Raw genomic sequence first — 19,610 nt, forward strand, 5'->3', positions numbered from 1 at the left:
AGGAAGGATGAAGTATGAAGGATAGAGGATGAAAAAATTCAGAGTATTTGTCAAATCTGTTGTAGTTATCGCATCAAACGGGTCGCTCACTTTTATTTAATTTACGGTTGCTGTTATGGATATTTATCAATCTAGTATTCGTCCCATTTTGTTCTCTGTTTTGAAGGCAGACCCAGAATGGTTGCATCACCAGACGTTCCGGATTTTAAGTTGGTTTGAGCAAAATAGCGATCGCCCACCCAGTCAATGGGTGCAATCGCGATTGCAGCAAACTTATTGTCTGAAACATGCCGCGATGGAGCAAACGTTATGGGGGCTGAACTTCCCCAATCCCCTCGGTTTGGCGGCTGGGTTTGATAAGGATGGCATGGCGGCTCGGCTATGGGGTCACTTGGGTTTTGGTTTTGCTGAACTGGGCACTGTCACACTGCACGCACAACCTGGAAACCCTCGTCCCCGGTTGTTTCGTTTGCTCCAAGATAAAGCTGTCCTCAATCGTATGGGATTTAATAATCAGGGTGCTGAGGCTTTGGCACAACGATTGGCGGCGGGGAAAGTTGAAAGTTTAGAGCATAACCCTCAACGTTCTCACTCCATTATTCCGTTGGGGATTAATCTGGGTAAATCTAAGGTAACACCCCTGGAAGCGGCGGCGGCTGACTATTTGGGAAGTTTTCGCCAACTCCAGGATTTGGGGGATTACTTTGTGGTGAATGTGAGTTCTCCCAATACACCGGGATTGCGATCGCTCCAAGATTCGGCTCAACTGCGGGTGATCTTGGAGACACTGCAACAGGAAAATAATGCACAAAAGCCGATTTTAGTCAAGATTGCTCCAGATTTGGAGTGGGATGCGATCGCCGATGTGATCCAATTGGCTCAAACTTATCAGTTAGCGGGGATTGTTGCCACCAATACGACCATTCGTCGGGATGGACTCAAAACTCAGAGAATTGAGGCAACGGGTAAACCGGTCACAGAAGAAGCGGGTGGGATTAGTGGTGCGCCCGTGCGGCAACGTTCTACGGAGGTAATTCGCTTCATCTACCAGCAAACTCAAGGGCAATTACCGATTATTGGGGTTGGGGGCATTTTTACAGCAGAGGATGCTTGGGAGAAAATTACGGCGGGTGCTAGTCTGATTCAGGTTTACACCGGCTGGATTTATGAAGGCCCTTGGATGATACGGCGGATTTTGCAGGGATTAGTGGACAAGGTAGAGGAACGGGGATTAACTTCGATTTCTCAAGCTGTCGGTTTGGCAGGATTTAAGGCTAAGTAGGTAGTAGGGCGTGGCGGAAATAAGTATCCAGTTGAAAAAGCTTAAAAAGCTGACTGTACAGGCTTTATTCTCTCTTGCCTACTCCTACGGAGAACGCTACGCGAACTGCCCTCTTGCAGTAGGCTAGGCATTTTGGAAAAAACGGATGACGGTTGGACTGCGATGGTGATTCTGGATATTTAGGGCGTACTTGCCCAGTCGATCTTCTAGACGCGCGATCGCTTTCCTGTTCGAGTAGCTCTGAATCATCCCTCTGATATAATTTTGGCAGAGAATATTTGCCTATGTTGATTTCTAAAATATTCTCTAATCAGAGTGATAGAATAAGCTTAATCTATTATAAGTGGGTTAGTTTCATAAAGAACTCATGAAGCATTTCTACAATTGAATAAAGAATCGATTAAATCCCTTGCTTTGTGAGCTGAATCACTTCAAAAATAGATTCAACTCACAACTCAACATCGCGCAAATTCTAACAATGAGAGAAGTATATTCTCCCAGTTAGGAAAGGATATCTAATGAGTAGACAACCAAACATAAAGGATTTCTTGGGTAGTTCTAAACCTTTAGCAAACCCTGAACCTCAACAACCAGAATCACAACCTCAACCCACTAAGGAGGAAATTGAAAAAACTCTCAAGAAATTTTTGGGATTCTAATCCTATCTCCCGGAGTTTAGACTATTCTCATGAGAATAATATTTGTATGTATAGGGTGTGCTAGAAGGATAAAATCGTAAGTCTAAACTCCCAAATTCGGATACCCTTTGAGTTTAATCTTGATACCTTGGAATTTCTGCAACTTCTGACCAAAGACTTATTACAGGAAGCCTGCCAACGCCAATCTTTATTCCTGAATAGAATCTGAGCTTGCAATCACATTCTTCGTGAAGCTCAACTTTTAGGGAAAGTCTTTCAAGCTGGAACAAGCAAGTGTAGAAGCAGCCATCTTCTCAACCTTCAATTCCTTACGATTTTAACAACTGTTGAACAGTTTCAATCAACTCTTTAGGTTGGAAAGGCTTGCCCACGTAAGCATCTGCACCTTGCTTAAAAGCCCAATAGCGGTCAGCATTGGTACATTTTAAAGAACACATAATTACAGGGATATTCTTGGTAGCTGGGTTAGATTTGAGGCGACGGCAAACTTCGTAGCCATTGAGATGAGGCATCAGAACATCTAAGACAACGACATCAGGGCAAGCCTGACCAATTTGTTCTAAAGCTTCAATTCCATCCTTGGCGGCGGTTACTGTAAACTGACTTGCCGTCAAAATGTTGGTAACCATGTAACGTTGTGTACGGCTGTCTTCTACAACTAAAATTTTACTCATGATACAATTAATTTATACTCTATGTATTAATCGTAGAGCTGACATGAGTAATCTGACATGAGGTGAGAGTCCCAAATTCATCTAGGTCTTAAGTCCTAGATTAAAATAGGACGCTTAGTTCTTGTATTGCTTGCTAGAAACAGATAGGGTTAAGAAAAAAATGAATTTTCTCACTCCAGTCTGCACAAATTAGGAGCGGAATTTTAGTGTTTCCCTTATCCAAGGCTATAACCATTTCCCATGACAATTCGCGTTTTGATCGTAGATGACCAACCTCTGATTCGCCAAGCATTGAAGTTATTATTGGCGAATGAGGATGCAATGCAAGTAGTGGGAGAAGCTTCGGAGGGAGAAGCAGCCATTCGTCAGGTAGAAATGCTGCATCCTGATGTTGTGCTGATGGATATTCAGATGCCTGTCATGGATGGTGTGGCAGCGACGAGGGAAATTTGCCAACGCTTTGAACAGACAAAAGTGCTAGTTTTAAGCGTTGATGATGATGATGAATATGTCGCCCTAGCACTTAGATACGGTGCCGCCGGCTATTTGCTGAAGAATACACCACCGGAAGAGTTAGCTTTGGCGATTAAAGCGGTCTATAGAGGCTACACTCATTTAGGGCCGGGACTGGGTAAGAAAATTATGGCTCAAATTCCTGCACCGACGGCGAGTTCCTCGGTGGAATGGAATAAATTGACTCCTAGAGAACAGGAAATTGTGCGGTTAATAGCCACTGGCGCGAATAACCGGGAAATTGCAGAAGTGCTTTACATTTCTGAAAAGACTGTAAAAAATCATATTACAAATATTTTGAGTCGCCTGAATTTGCGCGATCGCATTCAAGTCGCCATTTTCGCTCACTCTCATTTATCAGATTTGACCAGTAAGACTCAGATTGTCGGAAGCTAGATACAGAACTGGAGTGTTCGTCAGGGGTGTGACCCCTCCCCCAGCCCCTCCCCGCAACGGGGAGGGGAGTAAGATTATTCCCTTCCGTTAATGGAATGGAATGTTTGTAGAACAGTTGGCATAGCATTTCTATACTTCTTTAGCCAACCACACCAGAATTCCCAGCAATTCTTCTACAGGAGGAATCAGATACTCGGTTAGATCAATAGTTACAGTTTGTGCTTCTAGCTTGAGGAATGTCCACAAATTCCCACTAGTCACACTTCCGTAAATAGTGGAGATGGGTTGCTCTTTGGCGGCGTTGAATCGTTGGGCAGCAACCATTTCGGCGATGCACTGTCCCCAACCTCCCTTGAGATTTTGTTTTTTGGCTTCAACGATAACAATTACAGGCGCTTCGACGCTACTTATAAGGCTAGTTATGATCCAAAAGTATTAGTAATCTTCGATATGTACCCGTGAATAAGTCACAGGCTATTAAGCTCCTTAAGGATGAAGGATGGACAGAAGCAGACGCTAAGCGAGCTTTGGCAGGAATTGATTTTAGTACTAATCCAGGCGAACTTGCCATTCGTAGAACCATTTCGTCGTTTGCTGGGACTGAACTAATTCAGCGTCAGCGTCTTCAAGCCGCCCAGAAAGGTATGGTAACGAAGAAAACCAAAGAAATTGAGCGAAAGGATGAGGAATATGGTATCCAAATTAATCAATACGAAGAGTCTCTGAAACTGGCAAAAGAGAAATATGAATCAGAGATTCAAGCTTTGCTTTTGAGAAAGACTGATTTAGAGACTCAAGTCAACTCTATAGCCTTGCAGAATAATGAATTACTCCGAGTAAATGAGCAACTTGAAAAAGATAAATTGGAATCAGTTAAAGTAAAAGAAGAACTTGAAAAAGATAATAAAAATTTTAAAAATATAGTTGACGCTATCAAATTAGAAATTCAAGCTTTGCTTTTTAAATGAAGAACTTAAAAAAGATAATAAAGATTTGAAAAATTACGTTGACGCCATCAAACTCAGGCTGGCTATTGACGTGAAAAATCTCCACTCAAGAGATAGAAGAGTTTAATCATAAATTATCTAAAGAAGTCAATGATATTGCCGAAGAAATCGATAGACATTTTCCTAATACAGAGATTGAAGTTATTGATTTCAGTAAGAAAACCAATCATTCCTCTGGGAGAAAAAGTAATAGAAAATCATATTGACCTAAAACTTTTATGAGGGATACTATGAATCTTGAAGATAAAGGACTTAAGGAATTATTTCAGCTTGCGAATCAAATTGGTAACAAGCAATATCACAAACTAACTCAACAAGATTTTGAAAATTATAAAAAATATGATTATTGGCGGTATGTCAATGGCGATGGTGAGTGTGGAACGACCCAGGAAAGTAAAGATTGGGTGAGAGATAATTCAGACTGGCACTGTCCAATCTGTGGAGAGAAATATTCTGAAAAGGGTGGTAGAACGATTGATCACAAGCTACCTCGCTCACAGTATCCCTGGTTGTCAATGGAATTCAAAAATTTATGGGTAATTTGCCAATTATGTAACAAAGAAAAGGGTGAGATGCATTGGTACGAGTATGAACACTATATGTTCGTTCACCATCCGGAGCTTTATCTTGATGTGAAGGCTGCACGTCCTAGCCAATTACTCCAGCGCGATCGCTAATCGCCATAGGCTGGGTTTATGATGACACTGAGGAGGGGGTTGCTACCGATTTACTAGAAGCAGGCGTTTCCAAAGAAGATATATATAATACTTGGTTTTCGCCATCCCAAAGTGCATCAGCATACAGGCTTTGCCGTAGCTTGATTGCAGGAAAACAAGAATAGAGCGATCGCATCTTGACACTATCCTCTCAAAATGAAAGCATTAAAGAATAATATCCAGTCTGGGCAGAGCAAAAAATCATTTGGAGGTTCCCAAATGGAAAAAATTCTTGACTTAGGGCAGAACCTCTCTAAGTCTTGCCCGAAATAACCGTACAGATGCTCTCTGCCCAATCGTTTTACTTTGTTCAATAAAGCCTGGGATTTCTGCAATAGGGATGAAGGGAAAAGCTAAACTTTTATCCGTTGGCTGGTATTCTCCATCTACCAATTGATAAACCTGTAAACTCTGCTTGCTATATCTCCAAAGTTCAGGAACCCCCAGTGCGGCATAAATATTGAATTTATTTAAAGAAGAATGGGTATAGTCTGACTCCACAACTAAATCGGGTGGTGGAACATTGGGTAACTTAATTTCTTTACCTCTAACTTGCGATTCATTCTGAATATAGAAACAAGTATCAGGTTCTACAGCACGAGTTAAGTCTTCCCGTTCCAGAGTCAAGGAACCCAACTGTCTAATCTCGATTTCTAGCTCATCCGCAGTAGCTGTAACAAACTCCGCTATCAATATTTTGGGTTCTTCGTGTTGTTCGTATGGAACCATAATTTCTAACATTCCCTGGTCATAGGCAATTCTACAAGAGCGGTCTTCTCCGATATCCGCCATTAATGCCTTGAAGGTTTGCCAACTGACACCTCTCAAAACGACTCTTGCTTCTGCGGGAACTGACGCTTGGGGAAAAGTAGATGGAGTTGCTGTTTGTGCGTTCATCGTCTTTTATGCTCCCAACCTCTATAATTTTTGCAAATATAGATTAAGCTAATCATCCACAGCCTATCTCAAATCCCTATTTAGAAGCCGTCTATGAACAGCCCCTTCCTGACTCGCCTCCATAGCCCGGAACGTCCTGTCATCGTCTTCGATGGCGCAATGGGAAGTTCTCTGCAAACACAAAACCTCACGGCTGAAGACTTTGGGGGGGCGCACTACGAAGGCTGTAACGAGTACCTCGTTGTCACCAAACCCGAAGCGGTGGAGAAAGTGCATCGAGGCTTTCTGGAAGCTGGAGCGGATGTGATTGAGACGGATACCTTTGGCGGTGCGTCGATTGTACTCGCCGAGTATGACCTGGCAGACCAAGCGTATAGTTTGAATAAGACAGCAGCCGAACTGGCAAAGCGCGTAGCGGCTGAATACTCCACACCAGAGAAACCCCGTTTTGTTGCCGGTTCAATCGGGCCAACCACCAAACTGCCGACGCTGGGGCATATTGACTTCGACACCCTGCAAGCCTCCTTTGCCGAACAAGCCAGGGGACTGTATGACGGTGGTGCTGACTTGTTGATTGTAGAAACCTGTCAGGATGTGCTGCAAATTAAGGCAGCGCTGAATGGGATTGAACAAGTCTTCCAAGAAAAAGGTGCACGATTGCCGTTGATGGTATCCGTGACAATGGAAGTCCAAGGTACCATGTTGCTAGGGTCAGAAATTGGTGCCGCACTCACGATTTTAGAGCGTTATCCCATTGATATTCTTGGCCTGAACTGTGCCACAGGGCCAGACCGAATGCAGGAGCATATTAAGTTCTTATGTGAACATTCGCCCTTTGTTGTCTCCTGTATTCCCAATGCTGGACTACCGGAAAACGTCGGGGGACACGCCCACTACAAGCTGACGCCGATGGAACTGCGGATGGCGTTGATGCATTTTGTAGAAGACATGGGTGTGCAAGTGATTGGCGGCTGTTGTGGTACGCGCCCCGACCATATTCAACAATTAGCAGAAATTGGCAAAACCCTGAAGCCGAAAGAGCGACATCCTGAGTTTGAGCCATCGGCAGCATCAATTTACAGTGCTCAACCTTATGAGCAGGATAACTCGTTCCTAATTGTGGGTGAGCGCATTAATCCCAGTGGTTCTAAGAAGTGCCGCGAGTTGTTAATTGCTGAAGACTGGGATGGATTGGTGTCTTTAGCCAAGGCGCAAGTCCGGGAAGGTGCCCATGTCCTCGATGTCAACGTGGATTATGTGGGGCGTGACGGTGAGCGGGATATGCACGAATTGGTGTCGCGTTTGGTAACCAATGTGACACTCCCCCTGATGTTGGACTCCACAGAATGGCAAAAGATGGAGGCGGGACTAAAGGTTGCGGGGGGTAAGTGTTTGCTGAACTCCACGAACTATGAGGATGGGGAAGAACGTTTCTTCCAGGTGCTGGAGTTAGCGAAGAAGTACGGTGCGGGTGTTGTGATTGGCACCATTGATGAAGAAGGGATGGCACGGGCAGCAGACAAGAAGTTTGCGATCGCACAACGCGCCTATCGCCAAGCGGTAGAATATGGCATTCCCCCCTACGAAATCTTCTTTGATACCCTCGCTTTACCCATTTCTACTGGTATCGAAGAAGATAGAGCCAATGGTAAAGCCACGATTGAAGCCATTCGCCGCATCCGGGAAGAGTTGCCAGGATGTCACATGATGCTGGGCGTTTCTAATATCTCCTTCGGATTGAACCCAGCGGCGCGGGTGGTACTCAATTCCATGTTTCTGCACGAAGCGATGGCAGCAGGGATGGATGCCGCGATTGTCAGCCCGAATAAGATTTTACCTTTGGCAAAAATTGAACCCGAACATCAGGAAGTCTGCCGGAAACTAATTTATGATGAACGGCAATTTGAGGGGAATGTCTGCGTTTATGACCCCTTGGCAGAGCTTACCACACTGTTTGAAGGGAAGACCACAAAGCGCGATCGCTCCCAAGATGAAAGCTTACCGGTTGAAGAACGTCTCAAGCGCCATATTATTGATGGTGAACGCATTGGTTTGGAAGAACAGTTAGCCAAAGCGTTAGAAAAGTATCCCCCCCTGGAAATCATTAATACGTTCTTATTAGATGGGATGAAAGTGGTTGGGGAACTCTTCGGTTCTGGGCAAATGCAGCTTCCTTTTGTGTTGCAATCAGCCGAAACCATGAAAGCCGCAGTGGCTTATTTAGAGCCATTCCTGGACAAAGCCGATACGGGCAATAATGCCAAAGGGAAAGTGATTATTGCCACTGTTAAAGGGGATGTTCACGACATTGGGAAAAACTTAGTTGATATCATCCTTTCTAACAACGGCTACCAGGTGATTAATTTGGGAATTAAGCAACCTGTCGATAACATTATTGATGCCTACGAACAGCACAAAGCAGACTGCATTGCCATGAGTGGATTGCTGGTGAAATCCACGGCTTTCATGAAAGAGAATTTGGAAAAATTCAATGAACGGGGCATCACCGTACCCGTGATTTTAGGGGGAGCGGCGCTGACTCCTAAATTTGTCCATGATGATTGCCAAAATACCTATAAAGGGAAGGTTGTTTATGGCAAAGATGCCTTTTCTGACCTCCACTTCATGGATAAATTGATGCCTGCGAAAGCGGCTAGTAAGTGGGATGATTTAAAAGGATTTTTGGATGAAATAGACGAAATTGCAACGGCAACAACCAATGGTCATAAAGAATCTGTAACTGAAGCGAAGGAAGCCAAAGATTTGACTGAACCAGTAGTTATAGATACCCAACGTTCAGAAGCCGTTGCAATTGATATTGAACGTCCCACGCCTCCCTTCTGGGGAACTCGGATATTGCAAGCAGAGGATATCCCATTGGAGGAGATCTTTGGGTATCTGGATTTGCAAGCGTTGATTGCTGGACAGTGGCAGTTCCGGAAGCCGAAGGAACAATCACGGGAAGAGTATGATGCGTTTTTGCAAGAGAAGGTTTATCCACTTCTAGAGGATTGGAAGCAGCGTATTGTTGAGGAGAAGTTGTTGCATCCTCAGGTGATTTATGGTTATTTTCCTTGTCAATCTGAGGGGAATTCACTACATATCTACAATCCGGAAGGAACGAACCACTCCAGGCAAGAGGACACAGAAAGTTTAGAGAGGAGAGAGGAGGTGGTGAGGTTTGATTTTCCTCGGCAGCGTTCTTTACGGCGTCTGTGCCTTGCTGATTTTTATGCGCCGAAGGAGTCTGGGGTGGTGGATGTGTTCCCGATGCAGGCGGTGACGGTTGGGGAGGTGGCGACAGAATATGCGAAGAAGTTGTTTGACTCCAATCAGTACACGGATTATTTGTATTTCCACGGGTTAGCGGTGCAGACGGCGGAGGCGGTGGCGGAATGGACGCACGCTCGAATTCGTCGGGAGTTGGGTTTTGGCAGTGAGGAACCGAATAATATTCGGGATATTTTGGCTCAGCGCTATCGAGGTTCCCGGTATAGTTTTGGCTATCCGGCTTGTCCAAATCTACAAGACCAGTATAAACAGTTGGAGTTGTTGGGAAGCGATCGCATTAATCTATATATGGATGAAAGCGAGCAACTATATCCGGAACAATCGACAACGGCGATTATTGCACATCACCCAGTAGCGAAATATTTCAGCGCTTGAGGAGTGCTGGACTTCACAACTGATTTGGGTCAATCCCGCGTTCTCGCAGGAGCGCCTCTAAGGCTTGATAGCGCTGTCTTTCCTGTTCCAACTGAGTCAGCGCTTCATCTGCTCGTTGGCGTTCCTGTTCGGCACGTTGGTATTCTTGTTCAGCGCGTTGGCGTTCCTGTTCCCTCTGTTGAGCTAGTTCAACAAAGGACAGGAAGCGTTCTCCTGAGGGTCCAAAAATTTCTAGGTTGTCAGATGTTAGCTGAAACCTTATCTCCAGACGGGGACTCACCCAACCGTTCATTTCCTCAATTACCTCTAATTCCTCTCCAGAACGCAGCCAGCCTATTAACTCCACGCTATCTGGGTCGTAAACATAGTATTCTTCTACGCCATAGCGTTTGTAGAATTGGAATTTCTGAGCCATTGCTTTGAGGCGATTGCCGGGGGATAAGATTTCAAATACTACTTGTGGCGGAATATGATCTTCTTCCCATTGCTTGTAGGAACCCCTGTCTCCTTTTGGTCTACCAAAGACAACCATTGCATCCGGTGCTTGGCGAAGCTTGTTATCTCCTTCTACGGGATACCAAAGTAAATCACCTGCGACAAATACTTCAGGGTTAGCGGCGAATAACAGTTCTAAATTTTCCTTAATAACGACAATCCAGCGAAATTGTTTTGTGTTATCTGCCATTGGTTGACCGTCGCTATCAGGGTAGATGATGGCTGGTGCGGTATCAGTTGGCAATTGTTGTACCATGCTGCTGTATCTCCGCTTTGGGTCGTTGCTATATTTTAGCGATCATATGAATCGCCACACTCGACTCGACCTATTGCGATCGCAGCAGATTGCCTCAAAGTGCGCTCACCTGTTGGCATTCCTTACTACACTAATTGCTCTGTCAGGCTGTTTTCGTTACCTGAGAACAGGTCAGCCATTCTTGGTGAATATATGCATAAATAACTAATATATTTTAGCAAATATGCTAAAGTAGCATTTATTGTCAAACATAAATGCTATAAACTAACATGAATATCAGCATATATGATGTTTCGGGCGACATTGGGAAGACTCTGGCTGAATTGAGAAAGGCAGCGAAAAAGAAGCAAGCGGATATAGCTGAAAGCCTCAACGTAGCTCAAAGCCATGTCTCACGCATTGAGAAGGGGAAACTCATCCCCACTAACGAGGAGATTGAGGGATATTTGAGTGCTATTGATACGGATGAGGCACGGGATTATCTCGCGTTCTTGAAGCCTTGGGAAATTTTGAAGCGTCCCTCATTCAGGAATCCGCAGCGCGACGAGTTGTGGAAGGCAGAGACTTCTCTGCGAGAGCTAAACCAATTAATCTCTAACGATGCACCTGATTTACTCAAAGCTCAAGCTCAGATGTATGACAAGAGGGTTCGGGAAGAGGCAGAATATTTGACTTCTCTCAAACACTCGATCGCCTACGTGGGTTCCGTTGGTGTTGGTAAGACAACAGCAGTTTGCAAACTCACAGGGCTTATAATGCCCCAGGAAAAAAACTTTCTACGCCAAAGCATTCTTGCCGTAGGAAGTGGCAGGACAACAGTGTGCGAAGTTTGCATCCGACCTGGAGCGAAGTTCGGGATACGGGTGAAGCTTAAATCTAAAGATGAAATACACAAGTTAGTTGAGGACTTCTGCGCGGCTAAGAGAAATATCGATAAGGGAAATCAGGAAAATCAGTTAGAAGTAGTCTCTGAAGAAATGCAGCGCCTACTACTAAATATGGCAGGGTTGCAACCGGAGAGTTTAGCAGAGCTGATTAAACAGTGTGACAATGCAGATACTCTCCCCTTAAAGTTTTTAGAACTGCTAAAGCTCCCTGAAAGGACGCGAGAGGAAATTGAGTACGATAAAACATCTAATCAGACTGGCATCGAATGGCTTAAAGAAACCTTTAAGCTTATAAATTATGGTCGTCACAAAGAATTTTCTGTACCACAGCGGATCGATGTTATCGTTCCGGATAACGTCTTTCAGTTCTCTGACTATGAGTTAGAGATTATTGACACACAAGGTATAGATAAAACGGCAATCCGACGTGATCTATTAGGCTACCTAAACGATCAGCGTACCCTTACTGTATTGTGTTCCCGGTTCAAAGATGCACCGGACCGAGAGATATATGATCTCTTAGAAAACCTGATTAAGAACGGTGCAAAAAAGACATTAAAAGAGCGTGTTCTCATTCTCGCTCTTCCGCAGAATGATGAAGCAGACAATATGATGAATTATGCTGGCGACCCAGTAAATTCAACAGACGAGGCATATAATCTGAAACGTGAAGAAGTGCAGACTAAACTACAACCGTTACTACAAAGTATAGAAGGAATTGATATACCTATTATCTTTTTTAACGCCAAATCCGAAGAAGACAACCCCGCGAAGATAGCTAATGAGCTAATCAAGAAACTGGATAACTTACGAGATAGCTATGTTAAGCAATTGTCAAGCACAGTCGAGGCGATCAACGTCTTGATTAAAAATCAAAAGGAACAAAATGCACGGGATGCTTACAAAGAGGTCAGCGAGTCCTTGAAGATTTTTCTCAAGGATTACCGAAACAAACCACTGCCCTTGTGGAATGTATATACGAGCCTAATAGAACAGATGGAGAAGACGCCTGCAAGTACCATACGAGCAACCATGCGCCGTAACGGAACTTGGCACAAGTTCGATGTCTATTTACATCTCGGCAATAAAGCTAGGTCGAATGCTTGGAGTGCTACTCGTCCTGCTTTCTACGGATTGAAAGAATTGGTCAAAAATATGAACCATAAACCTAAGCTAGAACCTGCGTACAATTTTTTGAGTGAAATCTTAGCAAATTGGGAGGTATGGCACGAAGAATTCTTGAAATATGCAGAACAAATTGGTGAACAAATTTTTCGACCCACACTGGTAAAATCTTATATCTGGGCAGAATGTGCGGCTCTTGAAGGTGCAGGATTTCGAGAACAGGTCATCTGGAAGCTTAGACCGTGGTTTAAAAATCCTGAGCAACAGCACTTACACAACTTTTTAAAGAACCGCATCGAAGAAGCATGGCAAGAAAAAGTGTTGGCACAACTAGAAAAGCTCACGGATAAAGGTACAGAAGGGGACTAAAAAAATGTGAATTAAGGAGTTAACCTAAATTAGGGTAATTAGGCTTGGCTAGATTGAACCCATTGAATCGTAGGGACGTTATGTTTACGTGCAATCGCTTTTCCCCGTTTCTCTCTATTAAATTGAAGGTTAAAGCGATCGCATCTTCCCCTCATACCCCTAAACCTCATCATCCAAATCAGGTTCAACGCCAAGCGATCGCAATTGTTCTGTTAATCTTTCTACCCGTCGTCTTTCTCGCTCAAGCTGTTGACTTTCTTGCTCAGCTCGTTGTCGTTCTCGTTCTTCAGGAGTCAGAATCCAGTTACCAGCAGCATCATACCAACGCAACCAGACGCGATCAATTCCCTGATAAACACCTTGCCACAATCCCAAACCTAGTTGAATGTCATTCATCCACACTCGCGGTTCACTCAGTTCTAATTCTGAATAGCTACTACCGACTAACTGAAACGCCCTCAACTGATCGCTATAACGGTCAAACACAATGTAAAAGGGAACCCGCAAAATGCGCTCGTAAACTTCCCATTTCGTCGGGGGTTGATTAACTTCCCGCAAAGCTTGTCCTAAATCTTCTTTTTCAGTTCCCGGTGATAGCAGTTCGACGACGACGAAAGGATTAACCCCTTCTTGCCAAACCACATAGCTTAAGCGTAGTTCCCGTTGCTCATACAACCTAGATACGCCTAAAACTGCAAACCAGTCGGGGCGTTTATACCAAAGAGGATGGCGAACGTTGTAGTAAAGATTTAAATCGCTGGCAACAAAGATTTCGCCTTCTGGATAGTTTGCAGGACAGAAGGTGTATCCCAGCAGTTGGGGCTGTAGTAGATGGTATTCGTCAGGCAAACCGGGTTCCTCTGGGTCTTCGCTAGGAAGATCGTACATTGTGGGCAAAACTTTTTTCGGGTCAAGAGGAGGGTCGGTTTGATACATCATGCCCAACAGGGTAGCGCTGTCAACTTCATCATACAAAAAAGCACCTTGGCTAAGGTGCTCAAAGAGGAGGTAACAATCAACAGAAAAATTATCGTTCTCGATACACACGAGGACTCCGAGTTCCCACTGAGGCTCCTCCCATCGATGCAGCTAAACCCAGTAACGAACCAATCACAAAAGACCACAATCCCTTCGCAGCATCTCCAGCAATATTACGCGTTTGCTGAGCTGTTACATTCGGCGGATTGTCGGGTAGATTAACGCCACCCTGTTGAACCTGATTGACAACTTCCCCAGCATTGGATGCTGCGATTCCAAAAGCTCCCGTCACCCCACTGGCTAATAACCAAGAGCCAAGTGCTAGAGTCGTTGCCCAAAGAATTGCACCATTGAGAAGCGCTGTATTGCGGTTCATTGGCCCACTGGCACGGGCGGCAACCCAACTGCCGATAAATAAGGCAATTAACAAACTAATAATTGACCAAATTCCTACGCCCGTGCCAACGCCTGGTGCATTGGATCTCGGTGCCCCTGAACCGGATAAAAAACTGGCTCCAATCGCAGCACCTAAAGCACTCAAAATAAGTTGAGTGGCTAAAGCAACCACAAGACCTGAAATAATCGGTCCCCACCGTACACGGTCATGATATTCTACTACTTGATTCACAACGGGAGGTTCAGTTATCAAATTATCTCCCGGTCGATTGGTGTATGTCATAGCCTACTACTCCCTTCCCTTGCTTGCTAATCCGCTAAGCGTTTTTTCTGCTAATAACTCCGTGACATTAAATTTAGAGCGGAAGTCGATGCAATACGTCTATCAGTAGGAAGAGTAGGCTTCTCTCTCCTGAGAAATACTGGCTCAAGTGTACAGGATTACCAAGGATTATAAACTAATGTAAACCATGATTCATAAGCAAGGAAACAGTTACCCTAGGTTTTCTGCCTCAACGACAAAACTTTTCTACACAGCGAACAAAGATTTCTGTACCCATCAATAAAGCTGTTTCATCAAAATCGAATCGGGGATGATGATGGGGATAAGCTAAATCCCGGCTAGGGTTGGCTGACCCCAAGAAGAAATAGCAACCAGGCACTTCCTTAAGGAAAAATGACATATCTTCTCCCCCCATGGTCTGACATTCTGGAACAACTCCGGCTGGAGTTTCCACAACATCGGATGCCACTGACCGAACAAGTTCAGCCATTTGGACATCATTAATTACGGGTGGATAAAGCTGTACATAATTAAACTCGTAAAGAGCGCCCTGACTCTGGCAAATACCAGCAATGACTTGTTCAATTCTTTGGGAAAAATACCCTTCTAGTTTCGGGTTAAAATACCTAACCGTACCACTCATTTTAGCCGTGTCGGCAATCACATTGCGTGCTGTACCCGAATGAAGTGTGCCCACTGTAACCACGGCTGAATCAATCGGGTCAACATTCCGAGCGACAATAGTCTGTAAAGCATTCACAATTTGGGCACTGACGACGATGGAGTCAACGGTTTGATGGGGCATCGCACCGTGTCCCCCTTTGCCAAAAATAGTGCAATCAAAGCCTTCTACGGCTGCCATTAATGCACCACTGCGTACACCCACGGTACCCAAGGGCAAATTGTTCCACAGATGCAAACCAATCATGGCTTGAACATCGGGATTTTTTAAGACGCCCTCTTCTATCATCGGTTTGGCACCCCCTGGCCCTTCCTCTGCGGGTTGGAAGATGATTTTTACAGTCCCAGTGAAATCTTCCCGGTGGTGGGCGAGATAATAAGCAGTACCCAGAGCGATCGCGGTATGTCCATCATGACCACAAGCGTGCATGATCCCGTCATGCTGCGATCGGTAAGGCACGTCATTTGCTTCTTGAATCGGTAGGGCATCCATATCCGCCCGAATGCCAAGCACAGGGCCAGGGCGATTACTGGAAATTGTGGCAACAATCCCGGTTTTGGCAATCCCGGTTTGATAACGAAGCGGTACTGAGGAGTTAAGTGTCTGCTCAAATCCCCATTCCTGCAACTTCTGTGAGATAAATGCCGCCGTTAGCTGTTCTTTAAAGCCTAATTCGGGACGCTGATGCAGATGTCTGCGCCATTCGACGAGTTGAGGCTGCAATGAGCGAATCGCGAGTCTAATCTGAGAGAAATCGACCGAATGGGGATGGGGGAATGTAGAAACCATGTTTTGCCGCGCTTAATAGTAACGTGGGTAAGCAACTATGGGGTAAGTGTTGCTTCTAGCTTGGCATTAACAACTCCAAGTCTAAACTTGAAGCCACTTGAGCCAGCTTCGAGAGGTCAGTGGGGTCAGTCAAATAAGGTAAAATCCCCAAAACTGGGACGTTGGTCAAAGACTTAATCAAGTCAATCGGTGTCCAATTGGCGATGTCCTCCTGTGAACAGGGCTGGACACAATTGAGAACAATGCCTTGAAGCTGAACCCCACACGAGCGTGCTAAGGCAACATTGGCAACGGCTTGCGCGATCGCACCGAGTTTCACCGACACAACTAATACAACCGGTAACCGCCAATCCCTTGCCAAATCCGCCACTGTGAGTTCGTGAGTGATGGGTGAACCCAGTCCGCCGAGGGCTTCCACCAGCACCCACTGACGCTGCTGCTGCAAGCGACTAAACGCCTGCCACACTAAACCGAGGTCAACGGTACGTCCTTCCCGTTCTGCCGCTACCGGGGGTGCTACGGGTGTCTGAAAGCGCAAGGGCGTCATTTCTTCTGGGGATTGGTTGAGGTTAAAAAGCTGTTGATACAACTCACAATCTCCTTCCCCCGTTTGAATGGGTTTGAATACCCCCAAACTCTCTTGAGGACGGTAAGTCTGCCAATAAGCCACTAGGGCACAGGTCAAAACTGTTTTTCCTGCTCCCGTATCGGTGCCAGTAATTAGTAGTGCGTTCAAAGGTCAATCAAGTTTGCTTTAGGGAGTCGTGGTGGGAGTTGGAGTTGGTGTTGGTGTTGGAGTCGGTGATGGAGTCGGTGTTGGAGTCGGTGTTGGAGCCACATTCTGAAGACTGAGATTGAGCTTAAAGCTTGCCTCATTTCCAGCGATCACATCCACTCTATACTGACCAGGCCGGACAAAATTGATCCCGGCGGCATTTTGCTGAACGGTTCCATCGGGATATTGAACATTGATTCTCACGTCAGCTTCTACAGGCTTCACCGTAAGCGCCTGACCTTGTGGAACGGTCACCACATACCGCTTGATCAGTTGTGGGCTAGTTTTACCTGAAACATCCACACTTTTACCTGCTGGCACCTTGACTGTTTCTGAGTCGTATTTAGCTGAAGGCGAGGGTGAGGGTGACGGTGAGGGTGAGGCTGAGGGTGACGGTGCCAAAGTCAGCGCTAGGGTGTAATCCCTATCCGCCACACCTTGGACGGGTCGCAGTTGAATGGTGTAATTTCCTGTAAAAGGAAGCGTTCCTTCCCAATCCTTCACCCGTGTCGCCCGGTTACCCACTGGCTTTCCATTGGGTCCGAGTATCGTCATCAAGACTCCTTCTTCCGGAATCCGTGCGGTCAGTCGTTGGTCTTGTTCACCCTTGATAATGTAGTTAACGGTTGTATTGGCGTTTAAAGCCCCTTCTGTGGTAATCGTTTTACCGACGGGCACGTTCAGGTTTCGACTAAAGGAAGTCGGCGTTGGTGTTGTTGGTACGGGTGAGAGTGGTGTTGCCGGTATTGGTGAGAGTGTTGTTGTCGGTATCGGTGAGAGTGTTTCGATGGGTGTCGGCGGTAATGTTTCTATAACGAGGGGAGTGGGTAACTCGTCGCCAATCGGCTCGGTGGGCGTTAAAGTGGCTTGAGGGTCGCCTTGATTTCTCAGAGAACTGAAAAGCGCCCAAGAACCTAATCCTGCTAACAATGCCAGCGTAATGCCAATCCCCAGCACAGCCATGGGATTATCCCAGATTGTGTTTCGGTTGGGATCAGGGATTGAGGGATTGCCTCGTTGTGGCGTTCTGGCACCCGCACCCCCGGCGGGAGGACGTCCCACCGCCATGGTGGCGACTTGTGAGAGGTTGGGATCGGGTCGTTGAGGAGGTGGGGGAGAAACAGGTGATTGGGGTGTGGGGGATTGAAGTGCTTGCATCACTTCCGTTGCCGATTGGTAGCGATCGCCCGGTCTATAACTTAGCATCCGGTTCAAAACGCTGGCTAATTCATCACTCACATTCGCCCATCGCCGCCAGCTCCAAGTGAGTTGATTATCATCAAATAGGGCTTGTGGCTCTTTGCCGGTTAGCAATACCACGGCTGTAGCGGCTAAAGAATACAGGTCACTGCTAGGATAAGCCCGACCCGTCTGGATTTGTTCACTGGGTGCATATCCGACTTTGCCCACAGTTGTGATTGGGGCGGAGGCGACGGAGGTGAAAATTCGGGTTGCCAGTTCCTTAACCACACCGAAGTCGATCAGCACCGGCAAACCGTCCGAGTTGCGTCGAATAATATTGTCCGGCGTAATGTCTCGGTGAATAATGCCTTTGCTGTGGACGTGATCCAACACGGGCACTAATTGAATTAATAACTGCCGAATCTCGGCTTCTGAGAAGACGCCAGTGCTAGGCTCTGGGCTTCCCCCGCTCGGATTGGTACTTTGAATATAGGTCTGGGCTTTGCGATCGTTGAGCAGTTCGCGATAGGTTTTCCCCTCCACATAGTCCTGCACCAAAAACAGCCGTCCGTCCTGCTCAAAGTTGGCTCGGAACTGGGGAACTTGTGGGTGGTTAATTTTATAGAGAGATTCTGCCTCTCTTTGGAACAGTTCCTTCGACTTCTCTAGTTCATACGCTCCTGTCTCAGGAGGAATTAATTCCTTGAGGGCGCAACGTTCATTAAAGCGCCCTTGGTCTTCTGCTAGGTAAGTCCGACCAAATCCGCCTTGACCCAGAACACTGAGCAAGTGGTAACGATTTTGCAGAATAGTTCCTGAGGGAATCGGTGGTTCCATGAGCGTATTTACCCGTTTTGATCAGAAAGAGGAAGGACGCCTAACGGCAAGTTGGTTTTGCTTTCCGTGCATCAGCTAGCTGTCTTCACTTTACTTAGGGTACCGTGAATGAAAGCAACTCGCCAGTAAGATATTTATCAGAAATTTTCTTCATTATTCCATTAAAAGATAATAAAGAAAGAATTTATTTTTGGTCAGTTAGACATTTTTACCCCATAAGGGCATATTCCTTTTGAGTGAAGTTTTGATTTTTCTAATCAAATCTCTAATCAATATGAGAAAGACCTGAAGCCAAAAGACAGATGGATGATCACTCACAAAAGGCGGGCATCGTCTCGAAGCGCCTCGCTTTTGCCGCGAAAAAATTGAACCTAGAACAGCGCTTGCCAGAGCGGTCTATGCTTCTGGCTGGACAACAACTACCCAAACGTGAAATGTAGTGATACACTATAAAGCTGCCTAAAAACTAACTACACTCGTCTGTGTGTCGAAAGACTAGTTTGCGACTCACGACTCAAAAAACTTGGCTTAGCTAGCCATCAGCTTTTCTAGACCAACCTAATCTAGAAACTAATGGCTATTCTGGTATTTTACCTACGACTTGTAGTAGGTTCGATTTTTCATGTCTAAATTTCGGTAGATTAGATGCTGAATTTTCCCTAATATTTTCTATTTCCATTGACTAAGCAAAAATCTAACTCAGGACTTGTTTAGGTTGGAGTCCAAGTCAGTGAAAAGGAGTAGGC

At 45.5% G+C, this 19,610-nt stretch carries 15 protein-coding genes and 2 pseudogenes; 8 read left to right on the forward strand and 9 right to left on the reverse strand.

Going from position 1 to position 19,610, the window contains the following annotated elements:
* The first annotated feature begins 115 nt into the window (after positions 1-115).
* The gene (locus MIC7113_RS13700) at positions 116-1,282 is read left to right on the forward strand and encodes a quinone-dependent dihydroorotate dehydrogenase (RefSeq protein WP_015182765.1); all 1,167 of its coding nucleotides are present in this window, start codon (positions 116-118) and stop codon (positions 1,280-1,282) included.
* A gap of 967 nt (positions 1,283-2,249) precedes the next feature.
* Here the strand turns inward: MIC7113_RS13700 and MIC7113_RS13705 are convergent.
* Entirely contained in the window at positions 2,250-2,615 is a 366-nt protein-coding gene (locus tag MIC7113_RS13705) for a response regulator (RefSeq protein ID WP_015182767.1), read from the reverse strand.
* A 240-nt stretch (positions 2,616-2,855) separates the two neighbouring features.
* Between MIC7113_RS13705 and MIC7113_RS13710 the strand changes: the two genes are divergently transcribed.
* A complete protein-coding gene (locus tag MIC7113_RS13710) occupies positions 2,856-3,524 on the forward strand; it encodes a response regulator (RefSeq protein ID WP_015182768.1) in 669 nt (222 codons plus the stop codon).
* A 129-nt stretch (positions 3,525-3,653) separates the two neighbouring features.
* On the opposite strand, the pseudogene MIC7113_RS13715 reads toward MIC7113_RS13710, so the two are convergent.
* Positions 3,654-3,926: pseudogene (locus tag MIC7113_RS13715) on the reverse strand (hypothetical protein); the annotation flags it as partial.
* Positions 3,927-3,982: 56 nt separating this feature from the next.
* On the opposite strand from MIC7113_RS13715, the gene MIC7113_RS37620 reads away from it, so the two are divergent.
* From MIC7113_RS37620 to MIC7113_RS38990, 3 genes and pseudogenes are all read left to right on the forward strand, one after another.
* Positions 3,983-4,492 (forward strand): hypothetical protein, encoded by a 510-nt coding sequence (locus tag MIC7113_RS37620; protein ID WP_015182769.1) that lies wholly within the window; start codon positions 3,983-3,985, stop codon positions 4,490-4,492.
* Between the two features lie 269 nt (positions 4,493-4,761).
* Positions 4,762-5,208: an HNH endonuclease gene (locus tag MIC7113_RS13725; protein ID WP_015182770.1), complete on the forward strand. Its 447-nt coding sequence runs from the start codon at positions 4,762-4,764 to the stop codon at positions 5,206-5,208.
* An 11-nt stretch (positions 5,209-5,219) separates the two neighbouring features.
* Positions 5,220-5,352: pseudogene (locus MIC7113_RS38990) on the forward strand (element excision factor XisI family protein); the annotation flags it as partial.
* A 132-nt stretch (positions 5,353-5,484) separates the two neighbouring features.
* Here MIC7113_RS38990 and MIC7113_RS13730 read toward each other — a convergent pair.
* Positions 5,485-6,144, reverse strand: coding sequence for a Uma2 family endonuclease (locus tag MIC7113_RS13730; RefSeq protein ID WP_015182771.1), 660 nt, complete (start codon positions 6,142-6,144; stop codon positions 5,485-5,487).
* Between the two features lie 93 nt (positions 6,145-6,237).
* On the opposite strand from MIC7113_RS13730, the gene metH reads away from it, so the two are divergent.
* Positions 6,238-9,810 (forward strand): methionine synthase, encoded by a 3,573-nt coding sequence (metH, locus tag MIC7113_RS13735; protein WP_015182772.1) that lies wholly within the window; start codon positions 6,238-6,240, stop codon positions 9,808-9,810.
* 13 nt (positions 9,811-9,823) lie between these two features.
* On the opposite strand, the gene MIC7113_RS13740 is transcribed toward metH, so the two are convergent.
* Entirely contained in the window at positions 9,824-10,561 is a 738-nt protein-coding gene (locus tag MIC7113_RS13740) for a Uma2 family endonuclease (protein ID WP_015182773.1), read from the reverse strand.
* Between the two features lie 269 nt (positions 10,562-10,830).
* Here MIC7113_RS13740 and MIC7113_RS13745 point away from each other — a divergent pair, with 269 nt between their 5' ends.
* Complete coding sequence (locus MIC7113_RS13745; RefSeq protein WP_015182774.1) at positions 10,831-12,942, forward strand: helix-turn-helix domain-containing protein; 2,112 nt, start codon at positions 10,831-10,833, stop codon at positions 12,940-12,942.
* Positions 12,943-13,101: 159 nt separating this feature from the next.
* Here the strand turns inward: MIC7113_RS13745 and MIC7113_RS13750 are convergent, their stop codons facing one another.
* The 5 genes from MIC7113_RS13750 to MIC7113_RS13770 all read right to left on the reverse strand — a co-directional run bounded on the left by MIC7113_RS13750 (position 13,102) and on the right by MIC7113_RS13770 (position 18,864).
* Positions 13,102-13,878, reverse strand: coding sequence for a Uma2 family endonuclease (locus MIC7113_RS13750; RefSeq protein WP_041780810.1), 777 nt, complete (start codon positions 13,876-13,878; stop codon positions 13,102-13,104).
* A 91-nt stretch (positions 13,879-13,969) separates the two neighbouring features.
* Complete coding sequence (locus tag MIC7113_RS13755) at positions 13,970-14,599, reverse strand: hypothetical protein (protein ID WP_015182776.1); 630 nt, start codon at positions 14,597-14,599, stop codon at positions 13,970-13,972.
* Between the two features lie 229 nt (positions 14,600-14,828).
* Entirely contained in the window at positions 14,829-16,070 is a 1,242-nt protein-coding gene (locus tag MIC7113_RS13760) for a M20 metallopeptidase family protein (RefSeq protein ID WP_015182777.1), read from the reverse strand.
* A gap of 55 nt (positions 16,071-16,125) precedes the next feature.
* On the reverse strand, positions 16,126-16,806 hold the full coding sequence (bioD, locus tag MIC7113_RS13765) for a dethiobiotin synthase (protein ID WP_015182778.1): 681 nt from the start codon (positions 16,804-16,806) through the stop codon (positions 16,126-16,128).
* Between the two features lie 18 nt (positions 16,807-16,824).
* Positions 16,825-18,864 (reverse strand): serine/threonine-protein kinase, encoded by a 2,040-nt coding sequence (locus tag MIC7113_RS13770; protein ID WP_015182779.1) that lies wholly within the window; start codon positions 18,862-18,864, stop codon positions 16,825-16,827.
* Positions 18,865-19,166: 302 nt separating this feature from the next.
* On the opposite strand from MIC7113_RS13770, the gene MIC7113_RS36350 reads away from it, so the two are divergent.
* Positions 19,167-19,304 carry a hypothetical protein gene (locus MIC7113_RS36350; RefSeq protein ID WP_015182780.1) on the forward strand — a complete coding sequence of 46 codons (138 nt, stop codon included), beginning with the start codon at positions 19,167-19,169 and terminating at the stop codon, positions 19,302-19,304.
* Positions 19,305-19,610: the final 306 nt, after the last annotated feature.

The sequence above is a fragment of the Allocoleopsis franciscana PCC 7113 genome, from assembly GCF_000317515.1.
In the GTDB taxonomy this organism is placed as follows: Bacteria; Cyanobacteriota; Cyanobacteriia; order Cyanobacteriales; family Coleofasciculaceae; genus Allocoleopsis; species Allocoleopsis franciscana.